The sequence below is a fragment of the Streptomyces sp. NPDC002793 genome (genome assembly GCF_040295485.1).
GTDB lineage: Bacteria > Actinomycetota > Actinomycetes > Streptomycetales > Streptomycetaceae > Streptomyces.
In genome coordinates this window covers 211,294-235,478 of record NZ_JBEOVL010000009.1, presented here as the reverse complement: position 1 = coordinate 235,478, position 24,185 = coordinate 211,294, and the positions used below count along the sequence as shown (strand labels likewise).

Sequence of the window (24,185 nt, the reverse complement as noted above, 5' to 3'; positions counted from 1 at the left end):
GAGTCGTTCCAGCAATTCATGGGTGGTGTGGGTCAGGGCTCGGCTGAGCCCACGGGGTGCCGACCTGCTGCGGACGCGCGGACCCCTCGGTCGACAGCTCCCGCAGCCGGCCCGCCGGCGCACAGGGCCGGTCCGCCTTCGCGGCTCCGGTCTCCGGGCCGGCGGGCCGGGTGCGCAATTCGCGCAGCAGCCCCGACACCACCCGTACGACGTCCGTGGGCAGGGAGTCCGGGGCGCACCTGGCCAGCTGGGCGAGAGCCGCGAGCCGCAGCCCGGGTGGATACGCCTCAGCGGCCAGCCTGCACAGCCAGTCGGCCGCCCGGTCCGCCAGCGGCCGATGGCGCAGCGCGATCCGGCCGGCGGCCTCGACGAGCGCGAGCCGCACCTCCTCGTCCTGCTCCACCGACAGCCGCTCCCGCAGCAGCGCGAGGACCCGTCCGGGCCGGTCGTGCAGCGTGGCCAGGGCCAGCGGTGCGGCGAGCCGCACGCCCGGGTCCTCGTCGGCGACCAGCTCGAAGAAGACCGAGGAGCCGGCGGACACGGCGGCCGCGGCCATCGCGTAGTTCGCCACGCCCTCGATCTCGTCCTCGTCCAGCTCGTCCAGGACGCCCTCGTCGTCCTCGTCCAGATCGATGCCACCGATGCTGGTGAGCAGCTCGACGATGCCGCCCCGTTCCCGTATGCCGGGATCCACGGCCAGCTCGAAGAGGAACGGGATGCACGCGAGCGTGCACGCGTACACATCGCCCTGGTGGTGCACCGCGCCGTACATCCCGTCGAGCGCGCTCTCCCGCTCCGCCGGATCACCGGAGGCGAGCCCGTACAGGAGCTCCGGCACGTCGTCGGCCGGCCCGTAGGCATGCTCCATCGAGGCCCAGTCGACCTCGTCGATCCCCGTGAACACGCCACACCCTCCCCGTGTCTTCCTCCGCATCCGAACCCGGCGTGGGACCGCGCTCGCGAAGCAGCGTCTGCGCAGAGTGTGCACCACGGCCAGGACAATCCACCGTCCACTTGCGGCCTTTCCTGACCGGGTCCGCCCGGTCCTGTGAAGGTGCTGTGGATGCCCTGTACCCTGCGCCCTTCTCAGTGCCCGGGCAGTGGCCGGGCGTGGCCGGGGTCGGTCAGCGGGCCGAGCAGATCCCCGTGCCGCTCCAGCCGTGCCGCCATGTCGCCGGCGAGGAAGACGAGATCGTCCGGCGCCCCGCAGCCCTCGATCTCGTCCCAGGTGACGGGCGCCGAGACGGTCGGGCTGCCCTTCGCGCGCAGGGTGTAGGGCGCCGCGGTGGTCTTCGCCGCGGCGTTCTGGCTGAAATCCACGAACACCTTTCCCGGGCGCAGTGCGCGCGTCATCCGGTACACGGCCAGTCCGGGGAGCGCGCTCTGCGCCTCCACCGCCAGTTTCCTCGCGTACGCCGTCACCTCCTCGGAGGGGGTCGGTTCCAGCGGGACGAGCAGATGCAGCCCCTTGGAGCCGGAGGTCTTCCCGTACGACGACAGCCCGTCCGCCGCCAGCCGCTCCCGCAGCCAGAGGGCGACGGCACAGCACTCGACGACACCCGCGGGCGGCCCGGGGTCCAGGTCGAACACCATCCGGTCGGCGACGGCGGGGGAGTCCTGCCGCCACTGATGGGTGTGGAACTCCACCACCAGATTGGCCGCCCACATCAGCGAAGGCAGGTCCTGGGCGAGCACCTGCCGGGCGTCGGGGTCGTCGCTGCGGGGCACCGGGGCCGTGCGCACCCAGTCGGGTGTACCGGGCGGTGGATTCTTGGTGAAGAAGCGCAGGCCCTCGGGGCCGTCCGGATACCGGAGGAAGGACAGCGGGCGGTCGCGCAGGTGCGGCAGCATCGCGGCAGCCGCCGTGGCCGCGTAGTAGTGCAGCACCTCGCCCTTGGTCGTCCCGGTGGCCGGGTACAGCACCTTGTCGAGATTGCTGAGCGCCAGGCGCCGCCCCTCCACCTCTGTGATCGGCGTCATACGATAAGAATCACACGAAACCGGGTGAATGGGTCATGGCTGGCGTAAGGGGTGCACGGTGAGGTCCATCTGGAACGGCTCCATCTCGTTCGGACTGGTCAGCATCCCGGTCAAGCTCATGAACGCCACGGAGAGCCACGCGATCTCCTTCCGTCAGATCCACCTGGAGGACGGCGGCCGGATCCGCTACCGCAAGGTGTGCGAACTCGACGAGGAGGAGGTGCCCGCCTCCGAGACCGTCAAGGCGTACGAGGACGCCGACGGCACGGTGATCCCCGTGACCGACGAGGACCTCGCCTCGCTCCCCCTCCCCACCGCCAAGACGATCGAGATCGAGGGCTTCGTGCACTCCTCGGCCATCGACCCCCTCCAGCTCGACTCGGCGTACTACCTCTCGGCCAACGGCGTCCCGGCCGCGAAGCCGTACGCCCTGCTGCGCGAGGCCCTGAGGCGCAGCGGCAAGGTCGCCGTCGCCAAGTACGCGCTGCGCGGGCGGGAACGGCTCGGCATGCTGCGGGTGGTCGACGACGTCATCGCGATGCACGGCCTGCTCTGGCCGGACGAGATTCGCGCCCCGGAAGGCGTCGCCCCGGAATCCGGCGTCAAGGTCCGTGACGCGGAACTGGACCTGGCGGACGCGCTGATGAACACCCTCGGCGACGCCGACATGGACACGCTCCACGACGACTACCGCGAGGCGGTCGAGGAGCTCGTCGCGGCCAAGGCGGCCGGTGAACCCGTGGCGGAGGCGGAGGCCGAGGAGCCCGAGGGCAAGGTCATCGACCTGATGGCGGCGCTGGAGAGCAGCGTGCGGGCGGCGAAGGAGTCCCACGGCGACGCCCACGGGAACGGCGGCGAGGTCGCGGACGTCCACCCCATCGGGTCCGGCCGGGGCGGGGACGCGAAGAAGGCGGGGGCGTCCACGGAGCGGGGACCGTCGAAGCGGGCGACGGCGAAGAAGACAGCGGCGAAGAAGACAGCGGCTAAGAAGACGGCCACGAGGACGAAGGCCGCGGCGAAGAAGACGGCGGCGGGCCAGGGAGAGAGCCGGGGCTCCGCCAAGAAGGCCGCGCCCGGGAAGGCAGGGGGGAAGAGGGCCGGCGGGGGCACGCGGAAGCGCACCTCGGCCTGACGCGTCGCGGCGCCGGCCGAGGCGCGGCCCTCAGGGGGCGGACGCGGGTTTCAGCGGTTCCGGGAACGTGGGCAGATCCAGCCCGTACTTGTCCTGCTCGACGACGTACGTACAACTCGTGTACGTGTACCCGGGCTCGACGGTGGAGCCGGAGGTGTAGTTGTCCACGGCGGCGGCCCCATCCGAGCCGCGCTTGTACAGGAAGTGGTAGTCGCCCGCCGGGAGGCTCAACCGCGCCTTCGGGTACGACGCGCCGTTCGCCCGGCAGGCCTCGGCGGAGCCCTCGGCCTCGCTGCCGTACCGTTCGCAGCCTCCGCAGGACTTCAGCTTCACCGTGCCGGTGACCGGGCCGGTGTAGAGCACCTCGACGTCGTTGGGCGCGTCGTTGCTGATGACGAGCTCCATGCGGGCGCCCCCCGGTTCACCGCTCCTGGGCAGCCGTTTCCCGGCTGCGGGGCGGTCCTCGGCTATCTCGGCCGCTATGGCGATGTCGCGGGCCCGCTGTCGGCGCCCGTCCCCCTTGTAGGTGTCCGCGAAGTCCGTCAGGGTCTGCCGGGCCTCCGTGAAGCGCTTGTCCTTGAACTCGTCCACGCCGCAGGCGTACACCCCGTCCCGCACTCCGGCATCGGCCTGCTGTTCCAGGGAGGACACGGAGGTTCGGGGCAGCTCGGCGACCATCGTGCGCGTCCCGCGCAGCTGTTCGGTCACGTCACAGGGGTCCGCGCCCTTCAGGCCCGCCACCTGCTTCCTCACGGTCGCGCTGATGGCCGGGCCCACCTGCCGGGCCTGCGCGGAGTCGGGGAACGTCCGCAGCAGTGTGCCCAGTTCCTCGCTGCCGGAGCTCGGCCCCGTACCGCCGAGCCGGGAGACACCACAGCCGTACAGCGACTCCGCGAGCGGCGTGTCCGGCCAGTCGGCGAGATCGCCCAGCAGCTTCCCGTCCACGGTGTCGGGCAGCGTCCGCAGATAGGTCAGCGGATCGACCGCCTCGCAGTGCTTCTTCGCGTGGTACGGCGCGGCGACCGAGGTGTAGTAGGCCTCCAGCCGTGCGGGCACCAGGGCGGCGGCCCGCGAATCCGGGTGCTCCTCGCCCAGTTCGCGGTAGAGCTCCAGCGCGTAGTGGTAGTCCGGCTTGGACAGCAGGAACGAACTCTCCGCCGCCTTCGCGACCAGCTCGTCGCCCTCCCCCAGCCGGCCGAGCAGCTCCCGCTCCACGGCCTCGTCCCGGGCGGATCCGTAGGCGAAGGTACCGGCGACCGGCACGGCGAGGAGCAACAGGCCGAGGGCCGCCGCCAGGGCGGTCCGGGGCGAGCGGCCGACATCCGCGCGCAGCGCGATCCGGGCGGCGTCGGCACCCGCCAGGACGAGCAGCAGGACGTACGCGAGGACGAGCGCCCCGGGTACCCCGTCCGGATCCGCGGGCAGGGCGACCAGCAGGAAGACGCCGGTCGCCACCCAGCTCACCGCCGCCCGCCGCGGACGGCGCACCAGGAGGTGGCCGAGACCCAGGCCGGAAAGGCCGAGAAGCCCGGCGGCGACGGCACGCAGGGCGGCGCCCGGTGGTGGCGGGCCCACCGCCGGAGGCCGGGCCGGAGGCGGAGGTGGCTGGATTCCGCCCAGATGAGGGTCAGGGCCGGGCTGCGGCCCTGACCCGGGTCTGAATCCGGGTGCACCCGGCTGATCACGTGAATCCATCACGGCCCCCCACCGCCGAACCTCATCAGGTCCGGGGGAAACTGCCCTGTTTCATGCCTGTTCAACCGCCCTGAGGAGGTCCCGGTCGGAATGGCGTGAATATGCGCTGCGCCGCCCTTACGGGCCGCGCGTGCTGTCGGACCGCCCCGCAGCGCAGTAGAGTGCCGGACGCCGCGACTGGCGCGCGCCCGGCAGGGCGCTCCGTGGAAACGACCACGAGGGAGCGGCGCACCCCGGGCACGTCCCGGGGCGTCAACGCCGGAGGCCGTCCGCCTGGGCAGTCCGGGTCCATGTCGCCCCGTGCGACCGACCCGGGAGGAACCCCGTGGCCGTACATCCGTCAGACACCCGCCGTCCCGCTCTGGCAGCGGCCGATCCGGAGCTCGCCGCCCTGGTGCACGCCGAGGAGCGGCTCCAGGCGGACACCCTGCGCCTGATCCCCAGTGAGAACTACGTGTCCGCCGCCGTGCTGGAGGCCTCCGGCACCGTCCTGCAGAACAAGTACTCCGAGGGATACCCGGGCAAGCGGTACTACGAGGGCCAGCAGGTCATCGACCAGGTGGAGACGCTCGCCGTGGAGCGCGCCAAGGCGCTGTTCCGGATGGAGCACGCCAACGTCCAGCCGTACTCCGGCTCCCCGGCCAACCTCGCCGTCTACCTGGCGTTCCTGGAGCCCGGTGACACCGTCCTCGGGATGTCGCTGCCGATGGGCGGGCACCTCACCCACGGCTGGGGCGTCTCGGCCACCGGCACGTGGTTCCGTGGCGTGCGGTACGGAGTACGGCGCGACACCGGGCGCATCGACCTCGACGAGGTGCGCGACCTGGCGCGTGCCGAAAGGCCCAAGCTGATCTTCTGCGGCGGCACAGCCGTACCCCGTGTGATCGACTTCGCCGGCTTCGCGGAGATCGCCCGGGAGGTGGGGGCGGTGCTCGTGGCCGATGTCGCCCACATCGCCGGGCTGATCGCCGGCGGCGCACACCCCTCGCCGGCCCCGCACGCCGACGTGGTGTCCACGACCACCCACAAGACCCTGCGCGGCCCACGCGGGGCGATGCTGCTGACCCGGGCCGAGCACGCCAGGACCGTCGACCGCGCCGTCTTCCCCGGGCTCCAGGGCGGCCCGCACAACCAGACCACCGCCGCCATCGCGGTCGCGCTGAAGGAGGCGGCCGGGGCCGACTTCGCCGGGTACGCCCACCAGGTCGTCGCCAACGCCCGCGCGCTGGGGGAGGAGCTGGCGGCACGCGGTTTCGACCTCGTGTCCGGCGGCACCGACAACCACCTGCTGCTGGCCGACCTCACGGGCAAGGGCGTCTCCGGAAAGGTCGCGGCCAAGGCGCTCGACCGGGCCGGGATCGTCGTCAACTACAACACCGTCCCGTACGACCCCCGTAAGCCCTTCGACCCGTCAGGCATCCGTATCGGCACCCCCGCCCTGACCTCCCGGGGCATCCCCGCCTCCGAGATGGGGGCGGTCGCGCAGTGGATCGATCGCGTGGTCGATGCCGCTCGTACAGGTGATGAATCGACCGTTTCCAAGGTCAGGGACGACGTGCGGACCATGATGGATGCCTATCCGGCGCCGGGTCTCCCTCTGGTCTGACCGGGGTACGGAGCAGCCCGGGGCACACAGGGCCCCGGGCTGCTCCGAACGCCGTGTCCCCGACTCCGCGCGCCCGCTCTGCGCCCCTGTGCGGGGGCCGACCGCGGTGCAGGCTGGGAGAAAGGCTGGATGCCGGAGGGTGAACAGAGGGGGCACGATGCACGATCTCAAGGTCACGTCATGGCAGCTCTTCGGGCACGACCGGCTCTACGTGAACCTGCCGGACGGCACCGCGATCGGCTGGGCGGACCGGGGCAGCGGCACGATCACGGTCCTGCACCCGCGCTACCGCGACGCCGTGACCGACGCGCTCGCACGGCAGGTCCCGGACCTGCCGGCGCTCGTCGGCGAGGACGACGCCCCGGCCGGACCGCCGGACCGGCGGACCCCGCCGCAGGTCCCGCGGATCCCGCCCATGAGGGGGATGCGCAAACGGGGTTCCCCCGCGCGGGAGTCGGCCCCCGGGCAGGAGTCGGCACCCGAACCGGCGGAGGCCTCCGCAGCGGTGGAGGCTCCCGCACCGGCTAAGGCCCCTGAGCTGGTGGAGGCCCCCGCACCTGCGGAGCTCACGCCACCGGTCACGGAGGCCGTACCGGTCACGGAGCCCGAACCCGCCACGGAGGCCGTACCGGTCACGGAGCCCGAACCCGCCACGGAGGCCGTACCGGTCACGGAGCCCGAACCCGCCACGGAGGCCGCACCGGTCGTGGAGCCCGTACCGGAGCCGCGGCGGCGCCCGGCCGTCCTCCCCGCCCTGACCCCCGCGAGCGACCTCTCGTCACGGCGGCCGGGTGCCGGGCTCCGGGAGCAGCTCGGCGAGTCCGGGACCGGGGCGCTCGTACGGGCGGCCACCGGGGCGCTGCGGCGGCAGAAGGACGTGGACCCGCGGCGCGGCGCGCTCGCGGGCGAGCGGAGGGTCGGGGCCGAGCTCAAGCGGCTGACCCGGCACGGCTGGCGGGTCCTGCACTCCGTGCCCCTGCCGGACGGCACCGAGATCGGGCATCTGCTCATCGGGCCCGGCGGCGTGTTCGCCGTGACCACCGAGCACAAGCCGGGCGCATCGGTACGGGTCGGGGACGGCACGCTGCGGGTCGACGACGCCGACCCTCAGCCCTACGAGCTCGACGCCCACCCCGCTGCCCGACGGGCCCGGTCGGCGCTGGAGGCGTACTGCACCTTCGAGGTGGACGTGCAGACCGTGCTGGTGTTCACCGGCGTCACCGCGCTGGAGGTGGTCGCCACCCCGGCCGGCGTCCGCGTCTGCCGGGAGCGTCAGGTGGCCACCCTCGCCCCGCTGACCGGAGTCCTCACCGCCACCCAGGTGGAGCGGGTCTACGACGTCGCGCGCAACGGGGAGGCCTGGCTGGATGCGTGAGCCCCCGGGCGCGGCGGTAGATTCCCCGGTGCTGCCGCCGCGCCGTCGAAGGGGAAGACGCATGAAACTCCGCTGTGCCGTGCTCGACGACTACCAGTCCGTGGCGGCCACCGCCGCCGACTGGTCGCCCGTCGCCGATGACGTCGACGTGGTCAGCTTCGCCGAGCACTGCGCCACCGAGAACGAACTGGCCGAGCGTCTGGCCGAGTTCGACATCGTCGTCACCCTTCGGGAGCGGGTTCCGTTCCCCGCCACGCTGATCGAGCGGCTGCCCCGGCTCCGGCTCCTCGTGGCCTCCGGCATGCGCAACACGTCCATCGACTACGCCGCGGCCGAGCGGCACGGCGTCACCGTCTGCGGCACCGCCAGCACGCCCACCCCGCCGGTCGAGCTCACCTGGGCGCTGCTGCTCGGTCTGGCCCGCTCCATCGTGACCGAGACCGACGCCCTGCGCACCGGCGGCCCCTGGCAGTCCACCGTCGGGGCCGACCTGCACGGGCGCAGGCTCGGCATCCTCGGGCTGGGCAAGATCGGCAGCAGGGTCGCCCAGGTCGGCCGCGCCTTCGGCATGGACGTGGTGGCCTGGAGCCGGAACCTGACCCCGGAGCGGGCGGAGGAGGTCGGCGTGGGTCTCGCCGCGTCCAAGGAAGAGCTGCTCCGCACCAGCGACTTCGTCTCCGTGCACCTGGTGCTGAGTGAGCGCACACGTGGACTGCTGGGCGCGAAGGAGCTCGGGATGATGCGGCCGGGCAGCTATCTGGTCAACACCTCGCGCGCCGCGATCATCGACCAGGACGCGCTGCTCGACGTACTGCACCGGGGGGCCATCGCGGGCGCCGGCGTCGATGTGTTCGACATCGAGCCCCTCCCGGCCGACCACCCGATGCGCAGCGCGCCCCGCCTCCTGGCCACACCGCATCTGGGCTACGTCTCGCAGGCCAACTACGCGGCGTACTACGGGGACGCGGTCGAGGACATCCGCGCCCACCTCGACGGCGAGCCGATCCGCCGGCTCGGGTGAGCACCGAAGTAGCGTTCACACAATGGCACTTCTCCCCGAACCGACTGGACAGGCCCACCGCGTGCACTCGCTCACCGACGACTGCACGGCCTCCCGCATGCTCCCGATACCGGCCGGCACCGTCCACCTCCGCGACGACCGGCGCGGCGCCCGCTGGCAGGAGGAGATCGAACCCTTCCTGCTCGCCCGCCACCCCGTCACCGTAGGAGAGCACCGTGCCGTCACCGGGACGGACCCCGACCCGGCCGTGCCCGGTGCTCTGCCCCTGACGAACATCAGCTGGCTCGACGCCATCGACCTGTGCAACCGGTTCTCGGCCCACGCCGGCCTCGACCCGGTCTACTCCCGCGACCCACACGGCGACGAGGTGACCCGCGACCCGGCGTCCGACGGCTACCGCCTGCCCACGGAGGCGGAGTGGCAGTACGCCTGCAAGGCGGGAACCACCGGTTACCGCTACGGCGAGATCGACACCATCGCCTGGTACGAGGGCAACTCCGGCGGGCGGGTCCACGAGCCCGGCGGCAGGACACCCAACGCGTGGGGCCTGCACGACATGCTGGGCAACGTCTGGGAGTGGTGCTGGGACCTCTACGACGAGGAGGTCTACGGCGCCTACCGCACCTTCCGCGGCGGCGGCTGGGCCGAGTCGGAACGCGGCTGCGGCGCCACCGTACGCCGCCGCAGCCACCCCACCTTCGCGATCGACGACCTCGGCCTCCGGCTGGCCCGCAGTCGACCGGGGCGGGGTGACGGAAAACCACAGGGCTGATCGAAAGCGGGTGCGGTACGTTTCTGTCACTCGAAGGGGGCGAAGTGACCAAGCTCAACCAGATCATCGCCGTGGAGAAGGGTGTCAAGAGCAAGTCGCTCCAGGACATCACCGCGGCCCACCACAAGGTGCAGAAGACGGCACTGCTGGCAGGCATCTCGCGCACGTACCAGCCGAAGGACGAAGAGGGCGAGCAGCTTCCGCCCGAGTCCGCGCGGGTGCAGGTCAAGGCCGAGGAGGCGCTGCGTGAGATGTCCGCGTCGCTGACCCGCCTGTTCGACGTGACCGCGACGAAGGACTGGGCCAACTGCTCGGCGCGCGCGGACGTCACCGTCGACGGGCGCACGGTCGTCGCCGAAGTCCCGGTCAGCTACCTGCTCTTCCTGGAGAAGCAGCTCACCGACCTCCACACCTTCGTGAAGAAGCTCCCCGTCCTGGACGCGTCCGAGTCCTGGTCGCTGGACCCCTCGACGGACTGGTGGAAGACCGACCCGGTCCGCACGATCCGCACGAAGAAGGTCCCGCGCAACCACGTCAAGGCCGAGGCGACCGACAAGCACCCGGCGCAGGTCGACGTCTACTACGAGGACGTGCCCATCGGGTACTGGACGACCGTGAAGTTCTCCGGAGCGCTGCCGGCGCGACGGGTGAACGAGCTGCTGGAGCGGGTCGAGAAGCTGCAGCACGCGGTGAAGTTCGCCCGCGAGGAGGCCAACAGTGCCGAGGTCACCGACCAGCGGGTCGGAGACGCGGTGTTCGGCTACCTGTTCGGCTGACCTCGGACACGAGGCGGCACCCCCAGAACGCCCCCGCGCGCATGGCGTGGGGGTCGCGCACCCCGCACGGGACGGAATCGAGTTCCGCCCCCGTGTGACGAGCGCAAGCTGAAACTGAACGTTCAGCCTGAAGACGCGGTAACGGTGGAGGTTCGAGTCCTCCCCCCGGCACCACACGCCGGGGTGGCCCAACATGGCAGAGGCAGCCGCGATCAATCTCAGACTCTCGCTCCAGATTCAGTATCGCCGCCGATTGCCAGATCGACCGAGTACGGACGAACACCGTTGAATGCTGGTTCGAATCCGGCCTGCGCCTCTACGCGGCGCGGTAGTTCAATGGCAGAACGCGACGGTATGACGACTGATCCGCACTCTTAAACGCGCTGGCAAGCGCAATTGGGTGGCAACCCCAGGGGCCCGGGAGCTGGATACGACTCCCGGGCTCCGCCACGTCCGGCCGTCACCCGCTGCCGCTGGGAGCGGTGGCAACTTACGGAACCTTGCTCGCAGGAGGGGGCGTCACGGGCGGTTCGATGGTCGACCGGACGTAGATCCGCGTGGTGCCGGATGTGAACTCGTGGGCGAAGAGGTCGACGCAGCGTTGGAAGTACTTGCCTTCCGGGGGCGCGAGGTCGTCCGGGCACAGGCTGGTCTTCCGCAGGCTCCGGACGAACGTCTCCGGTTCGGGCAGTCCGAGGGGATCGAAGGCAGCCGCAGGACGGTAGTTTTTCGCCTTGGGACGGGAGTTGTCGATCATCTCGGTGCCGTCCTGAATCAGCCGGCTGGTGTACGTCTCCGCATCGTCGGCCGGGAGGACGAAGGACAGCAGACCGGTGCCATAACGCTCCCCGACCTTGTGACCCGCCCGACGGTCCGATGCCACCTCCGGGATGCGGATGCCTATCTGGCCGCTCATCCAGGCAGGCGTGGCTCCGCCTTCCCAGCAGCAGGTCATCTCCTTGTCCGACGAGTCCGAGGCGACTTCCTCCGCGGCGCAGGAGACCACACCGATAGCGGCAGCGGCGCAGGCGAGAAGCACCGACGCGACGATTACGGCGACAGGCAGGCGACGGCGGCGTACGAACGGCTCGCCGGACGCAATCTTGCTGCAGCTCTTCATCAGTTTTTCAGACCTCGCTGATGGACGTGCGCCAAAGAGTTGGCTGAAGTCGGTGACGGCGCAGGTGGGGTCGCGTGCTGTCGCGGATGGGAGCCTTCAGCGGCCGCCGCCGGTCAGAGCCGGTCAGTTGCGCGGGTCCAGTGACCGCATGAGTTCCAGGAGCCCCTGCACAGGTCGCAGCTGGTCCTCCGTGATCGGATCCGGGCTGAAGTGCATCAGACTGTTGCGGAAGGTGCGGCATTCCTCGAGTGCGGTCAGGAAGAGCTGCTGGTCGATGGCCCAGCCCAGTGAGGCCCAGTTCTCCTGCACCTTGAGCAGATAGCCGTACACCCCCAGGGTGAGGTCCGCACCGTGTCCCTCGCGGACACCAGTCCGCGAGCCCTCTACCACCTCGCCGAACCCCGCGACCTGATCGACGGCCCCATCCTGCCGCCCGGCTGCTTCCTTTCGGCAGGAGAACTGCTGAGCCGCCAGTACACGGCGCATCTGCTCGACCTCGCGGCACGCGGCGACCTCCCGGGTGTCCAACCGCTCCCGGACCGGGCCACCCAGCTCACCGGCCGGACCGGCTGGCTGCTGACCACAGCCGCCGCGGTCAGGGGACGGGACGACCTCGCCGAGAGATTCCTGCGGATGTTCGTCCCGATCGAGGGCGTACCCGACTCCGGCGTCTCCGAGGACGTACGCGCGGTCCTGCTCCAGCACGCCCGGACCGGACTCGCGGACAGACTGACCGAGGCGGAGAAGGCATGGGAGGCCGAGCGGGCCTCACTCGTCGACCGACGCGCCATGATGAACGCCGCCGCCGACGCGCTTCAGGACAACATCGAGGACGAGGCCCGCGAGAAGCGCAGCCTGCAGCGTGACGCCAAGGGGGTCATGAAGCGCCTCCAGGAGATCGCCAACGCCGGAGCCCAGGCGTTCCTCGTGGAGCAGGGCCTGCTGCCGAACTACACGCTCGTCGAGGACGGCGTACGGCTGGAAGCCATGCTCACGTACAAGGAACCCGACCGCAGGCGCCGCACCAGGGGACAGGACGGTGCGGGACAGCCCGGCCCCGACCGCTGGCAGAACGAACCGCGCGTCTACGACCGGCCGGCCGAGTCAGCCCTCACCGAGCTCGCCCCCGGTAACTCCTACTACGTGCGCGGCTACCGCCACGTGGTCGACGGCTTCGACCTCGGCCCGCGCCCCAAGGAAGCGGACGGGGACATCCCCGCGGCACTGCGGGTCTGGCGCGTCTGCAAGGAGTGCGGCCACGTCCGCACCGAGAACGCCGAGCAGGACACCTCCGCCTGCCTGCGCTGCGGCGGACGCGACATCGGCGGGCGCACCGCCCTCCACCACGTGATCGTCCCGGCCAAGGTCACCGCACGTGACAAGCGGGACGACGCCCGCATCATCGACGACAGCGAGAACCGGACCACCACGAACTACACCGTCGTCACAGCCGTGGACATCGACCCGCACGACATCAAGGAGAGCTGGCGTCACAAGGGGGCCACCTTCGGCGTGGACCACGTGCGCAAGGCGGTCATCCGCAGCTTCAACCTCGGCAAGGCCAAGCACGGGCGGCGCAAGGACACCACATTCGCGGGCGAAGAAGTGGCCATCACGGGCTTCACCCTCTGCCCGCTGTGCGGAGGCGCCACCGAGCGGGAGATGGGCAACGCCCCCGCAGCGGACACCGTCCCGGCCTCGGTCATGGGCAAACCCGAACTCGCCCACCACCGCCCCTGGTGCGCCACCCGCCGCCGGGCACGGGCCGCCCGGCCCCAGGACCAGCAGATCATCACCGCGACCGAACACACCACCGAAGCCCTGCGCATCCTGCTCCCCGCGGCCACCCTCAACGTCCCCGAGCGGCTCGCCTCCTTCTCCGCCGCCCTCCATCTCGGTCTCGCCCTCCGCTACGGCGGCGACCCCGACCACATCCGCTCCACCCCCGCCACCGAGCCGGACCGGGAGAGCGGGCTCACCCGCAACTACCTGGTGCTGTACGACTCCCTGCCCGGCGGTACCGGCTACCTCCAGCGGCTCGTCGTCGGCGACGGCGCCGAGTTCCGGGAGGTACTCGCAGCCGCGCAGAAGGCGCTCGGCGCGTGTGTCTGCAAGGACGGACCACGCCGCGCCTGCCACCGCTGCCTCCTCGCCCACGCCAAGCAGCGCGAATACCCGCTGGTCGACCGGCGGGAGGCGCTGTGGATGCTGGACGGGCTCCTCGGCAAGGACGGACACAGCGACTGGGACGTGACGAAGGACCAGGCAGGCGCCGAACTGCGCTTCGCCGAACAGGCCGAGAGCGACCTGGAGCGCCGCTTCATCGACTGCCTCGACCGATGGCTCGCCCAGCCGGGGAACGACGTCGCCCACGACCACGGCGACACCCCCAGCGGACGCCTCGGCAAGCAGATCCGGCTGCGTCGGCGGGACGGCACACCCAGCAATTGGGAACTCGTCGCGCAGAAGGACCTCACGGAGTACCGCACCCGGCCGGACCTGCTCCTGCGGCCCCTGGCCGAGGAGACGGACACCCCCCTGCCGCCGCCGGTCGCCGTCTACCTCGACGGATACCGCTGGCACGCCTCGTCCCGGACCAACCGGATCGCCGACGACGCCGCGAAGCGAGCCTGGCTGCGGGCCGACGGCATACTGGTGTGGCAGATCACCTGGGACGACGTGGCCGCGTGGGACCGCACCCTGAACGACTCCCAGCGACGCGAGGACACGGACGGCGCGGACCTGCCCGCCGACCCGCTCGCGCCGGTCCTCGCCGGGCCCGCCGCAGAAGCCGCCTGGCCGCCGTACGACGTGAAGAGCCCGACAGGGCCCGGCGGGCGGGCACGCGCCGGCTGGCAGAAGAAGGGGCGCGATCCGTCCGAGGTGGACGCTCTCCTTTACGCGGGAGCCGTGCCCTCGCTGCTGGGCTTCCTACGCGACCCGGACCTCGGACTCTGGCAGGGCCTGGCCGTTCTCGGTGTCGGGAGCATCCTCTCCCTTCACGGGCGTCAGGACCTGCTGGCGGCGGACGCCGCATCCGCCGTCCCGTGGATCGAAGCGACCGTGCGCGGTGAGCGGGCTCCCGAGGTCGACGGGCATGGTCTCAACCTGCTTGCGGCGAAGGATGGTTCGGGCCTGCCCCTCACCTTGCTGATCGACCGGCGTGGCGGCGGGCAGCGGTGGAGCGCGCTCGCCGTACTCGACGACCGGGCCGAGGCCGTGCACGGCGACCGGCCCGACCACCGCAGGCGCTGGAAAGCGTGGTTGTGCTGGGGCAACATCGTCCAGTTCCTCAACCCGACCGGCAGCGGCCGCGCCGACGGACTGCTGCTTGCGCGAACGGCGCTCGACTCGTTCGACGCGTCCCTTCTGGCTGCCGCGTCGGGCGCCCCCGGAGGAATGCTCACGGCCCTGCGGCAGGACCAGCCGGGCACGGGCCTGGCCGCCCCCTCCACGGAGACCGGCCCCTCGGCCGTACCCACCGCCGTCACGCCGGTGCGGCGGTCGGCCTGGGACGCGGTGCTGAGGGAGCTCTCCTACGTGGGAGACGCGGACATCGACCGCCTGGCCCGTGATCTGGCCGACCGGGGCGACGTGTCCGCCGGCACAGCGGGCTGGGAGGTCCAGGGCGTGGCGCGCACCATCGAGCTCGCCTGGCCCGAGCTGAGAGTCGGCGTCGTGCTGGCAGAGGACGTGGCCGACGAGGAGTACATGGCCCAGTGCGCAGCCGCCGGCTGGCACGTGCGGGCTCCGGGATCGTGGAGCCCTGCTGAGCTCGCCGAACTGCTGGCCGTCCAGAGGGACGCATCCGACTCCGGGGGAGGAGAGCGCCGGTGAGCGCAGCGGGACAGATCAGAACCAGGGTGGCCGTCGCACCGCAGGCCCACGAGGACATGCGGCGCCTGGGCGGGGGAGCCAAGGACGCGGTCGGTGACTTCGTCCACCGGCTGCGGGCCGACCGGACCAACCGGGCCCTGCGCATCAAGCAGCTGAGAACAGCTGGGGACAACGGGCAGTTGTCCCTCGCCGTCCTGGGCGGGCAGCACATGGCACTCCTCCTGGAGACGGAGGAGAACCGCTTCACCCTTCTCGCCGTCAGACACGGAGAGCGGGCCCCCGACCGACTGGCACGACTCACCGTGGCCATCAATACGGTCTCCGGCGCGATCGAGGTCGTCGACCAGAGCGAGGTCAGCGCCAACGTCGTGGCGCTGCGTGAGCCGTCATCCGCGGCCGGAACCGCCACCACCGGTGAAGGACCGACAGGATCTGCCCGGGATACGCCGACACCGGTGCCGCTCTTCGGTGGTCACGACGACGCGGCACTCATCCGCCTCGGCGTCGTACCCACGCTGCTCCCCGCCCTGCGGAAGATCACCACCGACGCACAGCTCGCCGCCTTCCTGAGCCACAACCTGCCCGAGCTGACCCGGGACGTTCTGCTCGCCCTGCACGGCGGCGCCGAGCGGGAGCAGGTCCGCCGGAACATCACCGAGCAGTGGGAGGCCGACGACATCGACGTCGTCGACCCCCAGGACTGGGTGCGCGCCGCTCGCCGGCCCGTCTCCCAGGTCAGTACCGAAGACGATGCCGTCCTCGGCGCACTCGGCGAGGGCTTCGACGCGTGGCGCCTCTTCCTCCACCCCGAGCAACGACGCCTGGCCACCACCGGCTTCAAGGGCTCTGCCAAGGTCACCGGAGGGCCGGGCACCGGCAAGACCGTCGTAGCCCTGCACCGGGTCCGGCACCTCGTCGACCGTCTGCCGCCCGGTCATGACAGGCCCGTCCTGCTCACGACGTACAACACCAACCTGGCGGAGGACCTCCGCCACCGGCTGTCGCAGCTGGGAGGCGAGGCGCTGCTGCGCAGAGTGGACATCAAGTCCGTCGACCGGCTCGCCCGCGAGGTCGTCGAGCAGGCGCCCGGGACCGATCTGGGGCGGCCGCTGGACGACGAGGCGGCGATGAACCTGTGGCACACCGTCCGTACGGAGACAGGCCTCCTCCAGTACGACGCGGACTTCCTGGACGCCGAGTTCAAGCACGTCATCCTTGCTCAGGGCTGCGGAACGCGGCATCTGTACATGCGCTTGTCCGACCGCAGAGGGCGCCCGCGCATCACCAGGGCGGAGCGCGCCGACGTCTGGACCCTGGTCGAGGCCTACCGTGACCACCTGTCCGTGTCCCGTCGCACCACGTACGCGATGATCGCGGACCAGGCAGCGCGTATCGAGCAGAGCCACGCTGCCCGCGTCGAGGAACAGGCCCACTACAAGGAGGAGATGGGCGGCCTCGACCTGATCCATCGCGAGGCGAGCCGGGGCATGTGGCTCACACCGCGCTACCGCCATGTCGTCGTGGACGAGGCGCAGGACCTGTCCGCCTCGCACTGGAGGATGCTGCGGGCCATGGTCCCGAGCGGCCCCGACGACATCTTCCTCGTCGGCGACGCCCACCAGCGCATCTACGCCCATCACGTCATCCTCGGCAGGCTGGGCATCGAGACACGGGGACGCGCCGCGCGCCGGCTCACCCTCAACTACCGGACCACACGTGAGATCCTCCGCAGTGCGGGCGGGCTTGTCACAGGTGAGACCTTCGACGACCTCGACGGAGGCGACGACAGCCTTCAAGGCTACCGATCGGTGCTGACGGGCCTGGCTCCCCAATTCTGGCGGGCTCCGGACTGGCAGACCGAGATGCGGGCAGTCGCCAGCCTGATCCAGGAGCGTCACGACACCTACGGCACGCCCTACCGGGCCATGGCGATCAGCGTGCCCGACGGCACGGCGGCCGCCCAGATGGCGGGCATTCTGGCCCGTGCCCCGTTCGGCATCCCGGCCGTGGAACTCGGCAGGGACGGTGTGCGCGGTGATCGGGACGCCGTACGCATCGGCACCATGTACCGCTTCAAGGGCCTGGAGTTCCAGCGCGTCTTCCTCACGTCGGTGAGCGACGGCCAGATCCCCCACCAGCGCATCGAGCAGCACCGCTTCGCCAACCCGGACAGGTACCGGCAGGAGGAGCAGCGGGCTCGTTCCCTCGTTTTCGTGGCCGCCACCCGCGCCCGCGATGAACTGGTCATCACTTGGAACGGCCGCCCGAGCCGCTTCCTCCCCGAGGACGCCGCACGCACAGCCCGCAATGCCACGACGCTCGTCTCACCCGACGGTCCGCCGTCAGGGTCGGCGGCAGCCTGAAACGGGGCCGTCTCCAAGAACGTCGCCGGATACCGCGGCACCGAGATCGCTGCGATCCCGCACGGGGTCCTGTGGTCGCCGCTCGGAACTCGGGTCTCGGGGTTCGAGTGCCGTGAAGTCCTCCCTCACTCGTTCGGGGGACCGGGCGGGGGTCCCGGGCTGACGCTTGAGCTTCGGGTTCCGAGGGTCGAGGTCCGGGCTCCGGGATTCGAGCCGTGTTGTTCATCCGGGGGGTAGGTAAGGGCTTTTGGGGAAACCTCCCCTTCCCCACCCCGCCACGGCCAGCAAGTATGACTAATGGTGATCAGGTTGCAGCGGAGAGTCGCGGCTGCTTACGGTGCCCACAACGAGACGACCCCGACGCGGTGTTAGGCGCACCGGCCGGGGTCTGACCCAAGATCGCACACCCAAGAAGGACGATCTCGTGGCTATCCAGCAGCCTAGCTCCGCCCCGCCCGCCCCCGCAGCCTCGCGCCCGTACCGCAAGGCCCGCACCGGCTACGGCAAGCACTCCATCCGTGCCCAAGGTCCCTCCGGCGCAAGCGCCTTCGCTCTCCTGCCGGAGCGCGAACGCTATGTCGCCGGGTATGTCGACCGCCTGCCCGACGGTGCCGCCATGGACATCAAGTCGCTGGCCAAGGACCTCCCCCTCTACGGCCAGATGGCCATCGGCACCGCGCTGCGCGCCCTCGCCGTGGCCGGGCATCTGCGTCGCGTGCGCTGCCGGGTGGAAGGGGACGGCCAGTGCCGATGGGTGACGCTCACCTACTGGTCACGCACCGCCCATGACAACGAGTGGTGGGCCGAAAGGCTCGCGGGCGAAGCCGCCGCACCGGAGCGCGCATCCGTACCCGCCGAACCGGTCGTACCCCGCCAGCGCACCGCGCAGCCGCCCCCGGACCGGCCGCTGGAACCAGGAACCACGGCGGTCCCTGACCCGAACCCGCTGGTCACCCCGGCGCCGGAATGCCGACCGGTCGCAGCCGCCCCTTCGGTTGCTGCGGCTCCTTCCCCGGCCTATATCGCCCTCGCCGAACTCGGCCGCCGCGAACCCCGCCTGGCGCTCTCCGCCGCCGACTGCGCCGCCCTGGAACCGCTTGCCGCTGCCTGGTTCGCGCGAGGCGTCAGCGCCGACTACCTGACCTCGGCGCTCACCGCCGGGCTCCCCGAGCCGATCGGATCACCCGTCGGCCTGATGCGCCGACGCCTCACCGACAAGATGCCGCCCCAGCTTCCTACCGCACCAGCACCTACCCAGGACCTGCCCGGCGCCCTGGTGCACAGCCTGAAGTTGCAGCTGCACGCTGTCGTTCCTGCTTGTTAAAGTGCATGGCGTTGAGCACATGTGATCATTTGAGCGGTCACGGGATGCGGGGGGCGGGCGCGTGACGACAGATCCCAACTTGCAGATGAACAGCGAGAATCTGACCAAGCTCGCTGACGACCTCGACGAAATGCAGCGCTATCTGGACCGTCAGGTCAGACGCATGGACGCGGTCGTCGACGCGATCGAAGCCCGCTGGCGGGGGCCTGCGGCCAAGGCCTACCGAAAGCAACATCGTGAAGCCGCCAAGGAAGCGGTTCGCATCCGGGAGCTCATGAAACTCCTCGAAGCAGCTGTGCGTATGAGCCGTGACGGGTTCACGGAGCAGGAGCTCGACACGCTGGCGGCCTTTAAGCGCATCCAGATGTCTGTGGACGTGGACAAGGAGGCTGCTGAGCTGTCGACGCCCAACACCGGGAGCCAGCCGGCCGTGCCGCGAACGAGCCGCTTGAATGATTTCTGACGAGGGGTACGCATGACTGACAGCGACGACAACATAGCGGTTGACTTCGCCACCCTGCAGCTCCTCTCCGGCCAGCTGGAAGGAATCCTCAAGGAGCTCAACGAGAGCGTCCACACCATGCATGACCGCGTCGAGAAGGTCGTTCTCACCTGACCATGCATGACCGCGTCGAGAAGGTCGTTCTCACCTGGGAAGGCGAGGCGCGCGAGGCATTCATCGACAAGCTTGACGAGTGGGACAGGTCAGCCCGGGACCTGCAGGCGACTCAGGAGTGGCTCCACGGCATCGTCACGACAGGACAGGCCAACTACGCGGCGGCACACGCCGCAGTACTGCGGGGATGGGGGGCGGCCTGATGACCATGCCGCCCCCTCCGCCTCCTTTGAGTAAGGGCGACATCGACGTCACCCCCAGTGCGCTGCACGCGCTCTCGGGCTACGTCGCGTACCTCCAGGACGGTCTACACAAGGGGGCCAACCAGCTCCTCGATGAGCTCGGCCGGTATCCGGATTGCGGGGGTTACGGAACCGCCGCATGGGAGTTCGCCACCGCGTACAAGAAGGTCGGTAACCGCTTCGTCGAGGTGTGGGCCAAGTCGGTAGCGAGCGTCGGAGGCGCCGCGGTCGGCTTCGCCCAGACCGCGAACAACTATGCGACAGCCGACGCGGCCACCGATCCTTCGGGCGCCCCGGCCCAGACCCAGCCGCCGCCGGCCGTCGTCGACAAGCCGCCGAACTATGGGTCCGTGACGGACCTCAAGTGGGCGGACATCGACCAGAGCCAGGACATGTTCCAGCTGGCACTGGAAGCAGTGGAAGCCGGAGTCCTGGCGATCATCAGACCTCTCCTGGAAGACGCCTATCGCATGGGCAAGGCGGCCGAGATCATGCCGCTGCCCGACTACCTGGGCCTGGACAACATGTCCGTCGCCTGGGTGTCCGCGAGCATGGTTGTCACTACGACGGACGGCAACCTCAGTAGCGCCCTGCACAACTACACCGATCGCTCGAACGGTGAGTGGGCTGGGGCAATGCGGCAGTTCTGCAGCGCTGTCTGGGGCACGAGCGCGTGGGGCAAGAGCCGCGAAGGCTATGAGTGGAAACATGACACGGCTCAGCCCGGGAAGGCCGGCAGCCACCCCGTCATGGACGTGATGGTCAAGACCTGTGACGTCATGAGTGACGCCTTGGGCGCCTGGGCGATTGCCGCGCAGGATGTGCGGGACGACATCCGTAGGCTCTACTACGAAGCCGTCATCAAGGCCCTGCCGCACATCGACACGAGCGACGGTCTGGGCTTGAAAGATCTCAAGAGTTTCGGGAAGGGGCTCCTCAACATAGGAAAGGGCTTCGCCGAGGGGTTCGCCCTCGAAGTGGACGAGGAAGCGATGAACTCGGCGGTCGAGGCATACAACAACCGCGTGCACCGACAGGTCGTCGAGCTCAACAAACTGCAGGAAGCTCTGGATGAGGCATACAACAGTGCCCCCACGTTCCGGGCTGAGTCGGCGCGTGCGGAGTCCTTCGGCGCCCGAGCTCTGACCGACTTCAAGGACGATCCGCTCTACACCGTGGCCGGGGACGACGAAAGCAATCACAAATACCCTCTCGACCTTGCGAACCAGGAGGGCATGCTCGGGTCCCACGTTGTGGACAAGCATGTAGGCAAGACTGATGAGCAATTGGAACAAAGGCTGAGGGACCAGCAAATCGTCAGGCCTTCCGGTATCCGACCCGAAGCCGTTTCGTCATTCGGGAGTCTCGCGGACGCGCAGCGGTATACGCAGGCGGCCCTTGACGAACCGTCGAATCAAAGAAAGATCGACAATTGGCTCGCAGGTAACCCCGGACCCAACTCGTCACGCTCACTTCTCCTGACGACGAACGACGCCGTAGGGAGATCGTGGGATCGAGGCGACGCCGCCGCGCGTGATGTGACCAATGTGTGGGTCGTCCTGAGACCCAACCCGGGGAGTAGTCCGCCGTTCGTCGTTCTTACTTCTATGCCCACCGACAAGACTCAGCACCCGTAGTGCGCACTCCTGGAAAATTGAGGTACGGGCCGTGATGCAGATTGACGACGTTTCGTGGAGCCGCTCCCTGCGGGCAATTTTCGGGGAAGGCATGTTCGCAGCCGTGGGGGCGCGGCGACGCGATGACTGGCGTCTGGATGCCCTCGATGTCATGCAACTCCGGACGGGCGACCCGCGTGGCTGGCCGAGGGTTGTCATGGCGCCAGCAGGGAGCAATTACGGTGCGGGCTTGGAAAACCCGTTCGGTGCTGTCACGCCGGGCGAATTCAATGCGGCCTTCCCTGTGGCCAGGAGTGGGGCCGAACAAATTATGGTCACCCTCCAGGGTGAGTGGTTCCAAACGGAGGACATTCAGGATTTTGATGCGCGAGAGGCTGAGCTGACCTCTCACGCACGAGTGATCCTGGAGAGGTTCGGAGTAGACGCGCTATTTTTCACCAATGCGGTATCGGCGCGCGAAAATCCGCATGCCGACATGTTCGGTCGAGAGGGTGTCTATGAGGGCTTCACCAGCCATGTAATGGACTGTGGTGTAATCGCTGTCTCCGCCACTGAAGTCGGCATCTTCTGGGGCTTCACGACTGACTGAGGATTTCCCGTGCGTACCCGTTCTGCCACCTACCCCGACCGCGCGACCGCACAGTGGTGTACCCAGCAGGTCGTCACGCGCAACGAGCAGGCCGTGCACCGCTGGCTGGCCCAGGGCACGCGACCGAGGCTCACCATCGAGGCCGCGTGGCCATCCCGTGAGGAGCCCGTCGGACGCGTGTTGCTGCAGGCGATGATGCTCGCCGGTCGCGAGCCCGTCGATGTGCGGGCCGCGCGGGTGACGTTGAGGCGTGAAGCGTCGAGCCCGCACGGTTTCGTCGTGCACGCCACCTACCCGATCTACCTCTGAAGGTGCCGCAGTGTCCATGAAGCCGCTTGAGTTCGACCGTCGGTACGGCGAACTCGACGTCGTCGTCGCAGCCTTCGCCGGACAGGAACCCGACAGCCCGGAAACGGACACAGTGCCGCTGGCCCTTCAGGCGTACCTCCGGCACACCTGGCACACCAGGCCCTGGGCGCTGTCCGTCGCCGAACAGCAACTCCGCGAGTACGCACGGAACCCGCCCGGCCGCCTGCGGCAGCGCCTCGGCGAGTTCTATTCGGTACCCGATCTCGGGCTGTCCGAGCCCCAGACGCAGGGCTGGCTGTCCAAGACGGCCGACCACATCAAGCGCAGCATCGAGTCCGGCGAGGTGCCTCCGCCGACCACGCCCCGCACGCATTGGGAGTGGCACGCCCGCTTCGGGGAGCTGGGGCAGTTCCTCGGCGGTTGGTTCTCGCAGGACATGCCCGACGAATTCGCCGACCACGATGCTGCGGTCCGCGACTACAGAGAAACGGTCGATCCCCAACTGACCGCCCGGCTGGTAGGTGAGATCCACGAATTGCTGGCCCTCGGACTGGAGGATCACGACTACGCCGTCGGCGTGAGCGAGCTCGGTATGGAGGTTGAGCCACCGGCCCAGTTCACGGTCGAAAGGTGGCTCCGGACGGTGGCGGAGCGCCTCGCGACGACCATGCCCGACTACGGAAAGTGACTGGCTCAGTCGAAGCTGAACAAGACCCGTCTGCTCGGTGCGCAGATCGGTGGATCGAACAAGGATCCGCATAACTTCGTCACGATGCACCGGTTCGCCAACTAGCCGGTCAAACGGAGCATCGGGGAACAGTTCAGGGAAGCCGTCGACAAACGAGGGGAAACTGTCGAGTGCGCCGTCACGCCCGTCTACCGGACGAACGCCCCCCGACGTCGTGCCGATCGGCCTGCCCCTCGAAGCCAAGGGGGGACAAGGGGTTTCAGCTTCACGCCCTACGAAGGCCGCAGCAACAGCAGCATCCGTGACTGTCCTGAACGCCCCGAGACGCGTCTGACCCGGCACAGGGAGAGGCCACCATGCACCCCGCCGTGGAACGCCTCACCGAACTCGCGGCGCCTACCGGTCCACGTCGCTCCCGGGACTGGCCGGCCGTCGAACGGGAACTCGGCACCACGCTGCCGACCGACTATCGGCAGCTCGTCGAGACGTACGGGGGAGGCGTCTTCGACGAGACGATCTGGCTCTCGTCCCAGTCGTAGCAGGCCCACGCTTCGGCCTGACAGTCGAGACCGACCGTGGGGCCGGCCACTCGCATCTGGTACGACAGTGACCACTCCAGGGCTGTTCTGCCCTGCTTCGGGCGAGCGAGACGCGGCTCTGCCACCGGCAGCACGCGTTCCTGTGGGAGGCACCCGGCGCGGGGCCACGCCTCCCGGAGGGTGGGCTTGACCGCGTCGGCGCGGGCGACACACAATGCGAGGCATGACCCTGTACTCGCTGACCACCGTCGCCCTGCGGATGACGGGGCCTTGCGGTGAGTGCGCTCCGCGGTCCACCACCTGTCTGCGCCGCCGCGGCCGTATCGGCTCGCCGCCCGCGCGCATCGGCGTTCACTCGGGCTGACCGGCCGTCAACCACTCGGCCACTTCCCAGGATGTAGCCGAGAACCCGGAAACGCCAGTGTCGTCTATCCCCGGCCCCTCACGGTCCCACCGTGTCCCGCACCTGCCCGGCAGGCATGCGGCGCGGGCGTGAACGGCCCACCTCATCGCACCGCCGGAGGCCTCGGCCGCTGTCGCGGGTCCCACCCGTCCCTTCGGGTA

19 protein-coding genes and 4 pseudogenes are annotated in these 24,185 nt (G+C 69.9%); 18 read left to right on the top strand and 5 right to left on the bottom strand.

Going from position 1 to position 24,185, the window contains the following annotated elements; genetic code table 11:
- Positions 1-46: 46 nt before the first annotated feature.
- Both ABT001_RS11835 and ligD read right to left on the bottom strand, forming a co-directional pair.
- Positions 47-904: pseudogene (locus ABT001_RS11835) on the bottom strand (PBS lyase); the annotation flags it as partial.
- A gap of 182 nt (positions 905-1,086) precedes the next feature.
- Positions 1,087-1,980, bottom strand: coding sequence for a non-homologous end-joining DNA ligase (gene ligD / locus ABT001_RS11830; RefSeq protein WP_351275609.1), 894 nt, complete (start codon positions 1,978-1,980; stop codon positions 1,087-1,089).
- A gap of 58 nt (positions 1,981-2,038) precedes the next feature.
- Between ligD and ku the strand changes: the two genes are divergently transcribed.
- Positions 2,039-3,112: a non-homologous end joining protein Ku gene (gene ku, locus ABT001_RS11825; protein WP_351275607.1), complete on the top strand. Its 1,074-nt coding sequence runs from the start codon at positions 2,039-2,041 to the stop codon at positions 3,110-3,112.
- A gap of 30 nt (positions 3,113-3,142) precedes the next feature.
- Here the strand turns inward: ku and ABT001_RS11820 are convergent, their stop codons facing one another.
- Positions 3,143-4,807, bottom strand: coding sequence for a hypothetical protein (locus tag ABT001_RS11820; protein ID WP_351275605.1), 1,665 nt, complete (start codon positions 4,805-4,807; stop codon positions 3,143-3,145).
- A 325-nt stretch (positions 4,808-5,132) separates the two neighbouring features.
- Between ABT001_RS11820 and glyA the strand changes: the two genes are divergently transcribed.
- The 5 genes from glyA (at position 5,133) to ABT001_RS11795 (ending at position 10,357) form a co-directional block, all read left to right on the top strand.
- Positions 5,133-6,413 carry a serine hydroxymethyltransferase gene (gene glyA / locus ABT001_RS11815; RefSeq protein ID WP_351275603.1) on the top strand — a complete coding sequence of 427 codons (1,281 nt, stop codon included), beginning with the start codon at positions 5,133-5,135 and terminating at the stop codon, positions 6,411-6,413.
- Positions 6,414-6,570: 157 nt separating this feature from the next.
- Positions 6,571-7,788: an NERD domain-containing protein gene (locus ABT001_RS11810; RefSeq protein ID WP_351275601.1), complete on the top strand. Its 1,218-nt coding sequence runs from the start codon at positions 6,571-6,573 to the stop codon at positions 7,786-7,788.
- 61 nt (positions 7,789-7,849) lie between these two features.
- On the top strand, positions 7,850-8,809 hold the full coding sequence (locus ABT001_RS11805; protein WP_351275599.1) for a D-2-hydroxyacid dehydrogenase family protein: 960 nt from the start codon (positions 7,850-7,852) through the stop codon (positions 8,807-8,809).
- Positions 8,810-8,831: 22 nt separating this feature from the next.
- Complete coding sequence (locus ABT001_RS11800) at positions 8,832-9,581, top strand: formylglycine-generating enzyme family protein (protein ID WP_351275597.1); 750 nt, start codon at positions 8,832-8,834, stop codon at positions 9,579-9,581.
- Positions 9,582-9,625: 44 nt separating this feature from the next.
- Complete coding sequence (locus ABT001_RS11795; protein ID WP_351275595.1) at positions 9,626-10,357, top strand: DUF7873 family protein; 732 nt, start codon at positions 9,626-9,628, stop codon at positions 10,355-10,357.
- A gap of 490 nt (positions 10,358-10,847) precedes the next feature.
- Here the strand turns inward: ABT001_RS11795 and ABT001_RS11790 are convergent, their stop codons facing one another.
- Positions 10,848-11,477 (bottom strand): hypothetical protein, encoded by a 630-nt coding sequence (locus ABT001_RS11790; RefSeq protein ID WP_351275593.1) that lies wholly within the window; start codon positions 11,475-11,477, stop codon positions 10,848-10,850.
- Positions 11,478-11,600: 123 nt separating this feature from the next.
- Positions 11,601-11,807 carry a hypothetical protein gene (locus tag ABT001_RS11785; RefSeq protein ID WP_351275591.1) on the bottom strand — a complete coding sequence of 69 codons (207 nt, stop codon included), beginning with the start codon at positions 11,805-11,807 and terminating at the stop codon, positions 11,601-11,603.
- A gap of 21 nt (positions 11,808-11,828) precedes the next feature.
- Between ABT001_RS11785 and ABT001_RS11780 the strand changes: the two genes are divergently transcribed.
- The 12 genes and pseudogenes from ABT001_RS11780 (at position 11,829) to ABT001_RS11720 (ending at position 23,985) form a co-directional block, all read left to right on the top strand.
- Complete coding sequence (locus ABT001_RS11780) at positions 11,829-15,314, top strand: MrfA Zn-binding domain-containing protein (RefSeq protein WP_351275590.1); 3,486 nt, start codon at positions 11,829-11,831, stop codon at positions 15,312-15,314.
- The gene (locus ABT001_RS11775) at positions 15,311-17,677 is read left to right on the top strand and encodes a UvrD-helicase domain-containing protein (RefSeq protein WP_351275588.1); all 2,367 of its coding nucleotides are present in this window, start codon (positions 15,311-15,313) and stop codon (positions 17,675-17,677) included. Before ABT001_RS11780 ends, ABT001_RS11775 begins: the two co-directional genes overlap by 4 nt.
- A 424-nt stretch (positions 17,678-18,101) precedes the next feature.
- Complete coding sequence (locus ABT001_RS11770) at positions 18,102-19,001, top strand: MarR family transcriptional regulator (protein WP_351275586.1); 900 nt, start codon at positions 18,102-18,104, stop codon at positions 18,999-19,001.
- Between the two features lie 61 nt (positions 19,002-19,062).
- Positions 19,063-19,464, top strand: coding sequence for a WXG100 family type VII secretion target (locus ABT001_RS11765; protein ID WP_351275584.1), 402 nt, complete (start codon positions 19,063-19,065; stop codon positions 19,462-19,464).
- 12 nt (positions 19,465-19,476) lie between these two features.
- Positions 19,477-19,820: pseudogene (locus ABT001_RS36065) on the top strand (WXG100 family type VII secretion target).
- Positions 19,820-21,496 carry an RNase A-like domain-containing protein gene (locus ABT001_RS11750; RefSeq protein ID WP_351275580.1) on the top strand — a complete coding sequence of 559 codons (1,677 nt, stop codon included), beginning with the start codon at positions 19,820-19,822 and terminating at the stop codon, positions 21,494-21,496. The pseudogene ABT001_RS36065 and the gene ABT001_RS11750 overlap by 1 nt, the downstream one beginning before the upstream one ends.
- Before the next feature lie 31 nt (positions 21,497-21,527).
- On the top strand, positions 21,528-22,085 hold the full coding sequence (locus ABT001_RS11745) for a hypothetical protein (protein WP_351275578.1): 558 nt from the start codon (positions 21,528-21,530) through the stop codon (positions 22,083-22,085).
- A 9-nt stretch (positions 22,086-22,094) separates the two neighbouring features.
- Positions 22,095-22,394, top strand: coding sequence for an RNase A-like domain-containing protein (locus ABT001_RS11740; protein WP_277331940.1), 300 nt, complete (start codon positions 22,095-22,097; stop codon positions 22,392-22,394).
- A gap of 10 nt (positions 22,395-22,404) precedes the next feature.
- Positions 22,405-23,082, top strand: a complete 678-nt coding sequence (locus ABT001_RS11735; protein WP_351275576.1) for a contact-dependent growth inhibition system immunity protein — start codon at positions 22,405-22,407, stop codon at positions 23,080-23,082.
- A 12-nt stretch (positions 23,083-23,094) separates the two neighbouring features.
- Positions 23,095-23,416 (top strand): annotated as a pseudogene (locus tag ABT001_RS11730) (DNA/RNA non-specific endonuclease); the annotation flags it as partial.
- Between the two features lie 22 nt (positions 23,417-23,438).
- Positions 23,439-23,606: pseudogene (locus ABT001_RS11725) on the top strand (SMI1/KNR4 family protein); the annotation flags it as partial.
- Between the two features lie 238 nt (positions 23,607-23,844).
- Positions 23,845-23,985, top strand: coding sequence for a hypothetical protein (locus ABT001_RS11720; RefSeq protein ID WP_351275574.1), 141 nt, complete (start codon positions 23,845-23,847; stop codon positions 23,983-23,985).
- The last annotated feature ends 200 nt before the right edge of the window (positions 23,986-24,185 follow it).

Bases quoted from the DNA above. Each gene is read 5' to 3' on its own strand.
- ligD (WP_351275609.1), bottom strand. From the start codon at position 1,980: ATGACGCCGATCACAGAGGTGGAGGGGCGGCGCCTGGCGCTCAGCAAT.
- ABT001_RS11820 (WP_351275605.1), bottom strand. From the start codon at position 4,807: ATGGATTCACGTGATCAGCCGGGTGCACCCGGATTCAGACCCGGGTCA.
- ABT001_RS11810 (WP_351275601.1), top strand. From the start codon at position 6,571: ATGCACGATCTCAAGGTCACGTCATGGCAGCTCTTCGGGCACGACCGG.
- ABT001_RS11805 (WP_351275599.1), top strand. From the start codon at position 7,850: ATGAAACTCCGCTGTGCCGTGCTCGACGACTACCAGTCCGTGGCGGCC.
- ABT001_RS11800 (WP_351275597.1), top strand. From the start codon at position 8,832: ATGGCACTTCTCCCCGAACCGACTGGACAGGCCCACCGCGTGCACTCG.
- ABT001_RS11790 (WP_351275593.1), bottom strand. From the start codon at position 11,477: ATGAAGAGCTGCAGCAAGATTGCGTCCGGCGAGCCGTTCGTACGCCGC.
- ABT001_RS11750 (WP_351275580.1), top strand. From the start codon at position 19,820: ATGACCATGCCGCCCCCTCCGCCTCCTTTGAGTAAGGGCGACATCGAC.
- ABT001_RS11720 (WP_351275574.1), top strand. From the start codon at position 23,845: ATGACCCTGTACTCGCTGACCACCGTCGCCCTGCGGATGACGGGGCCT.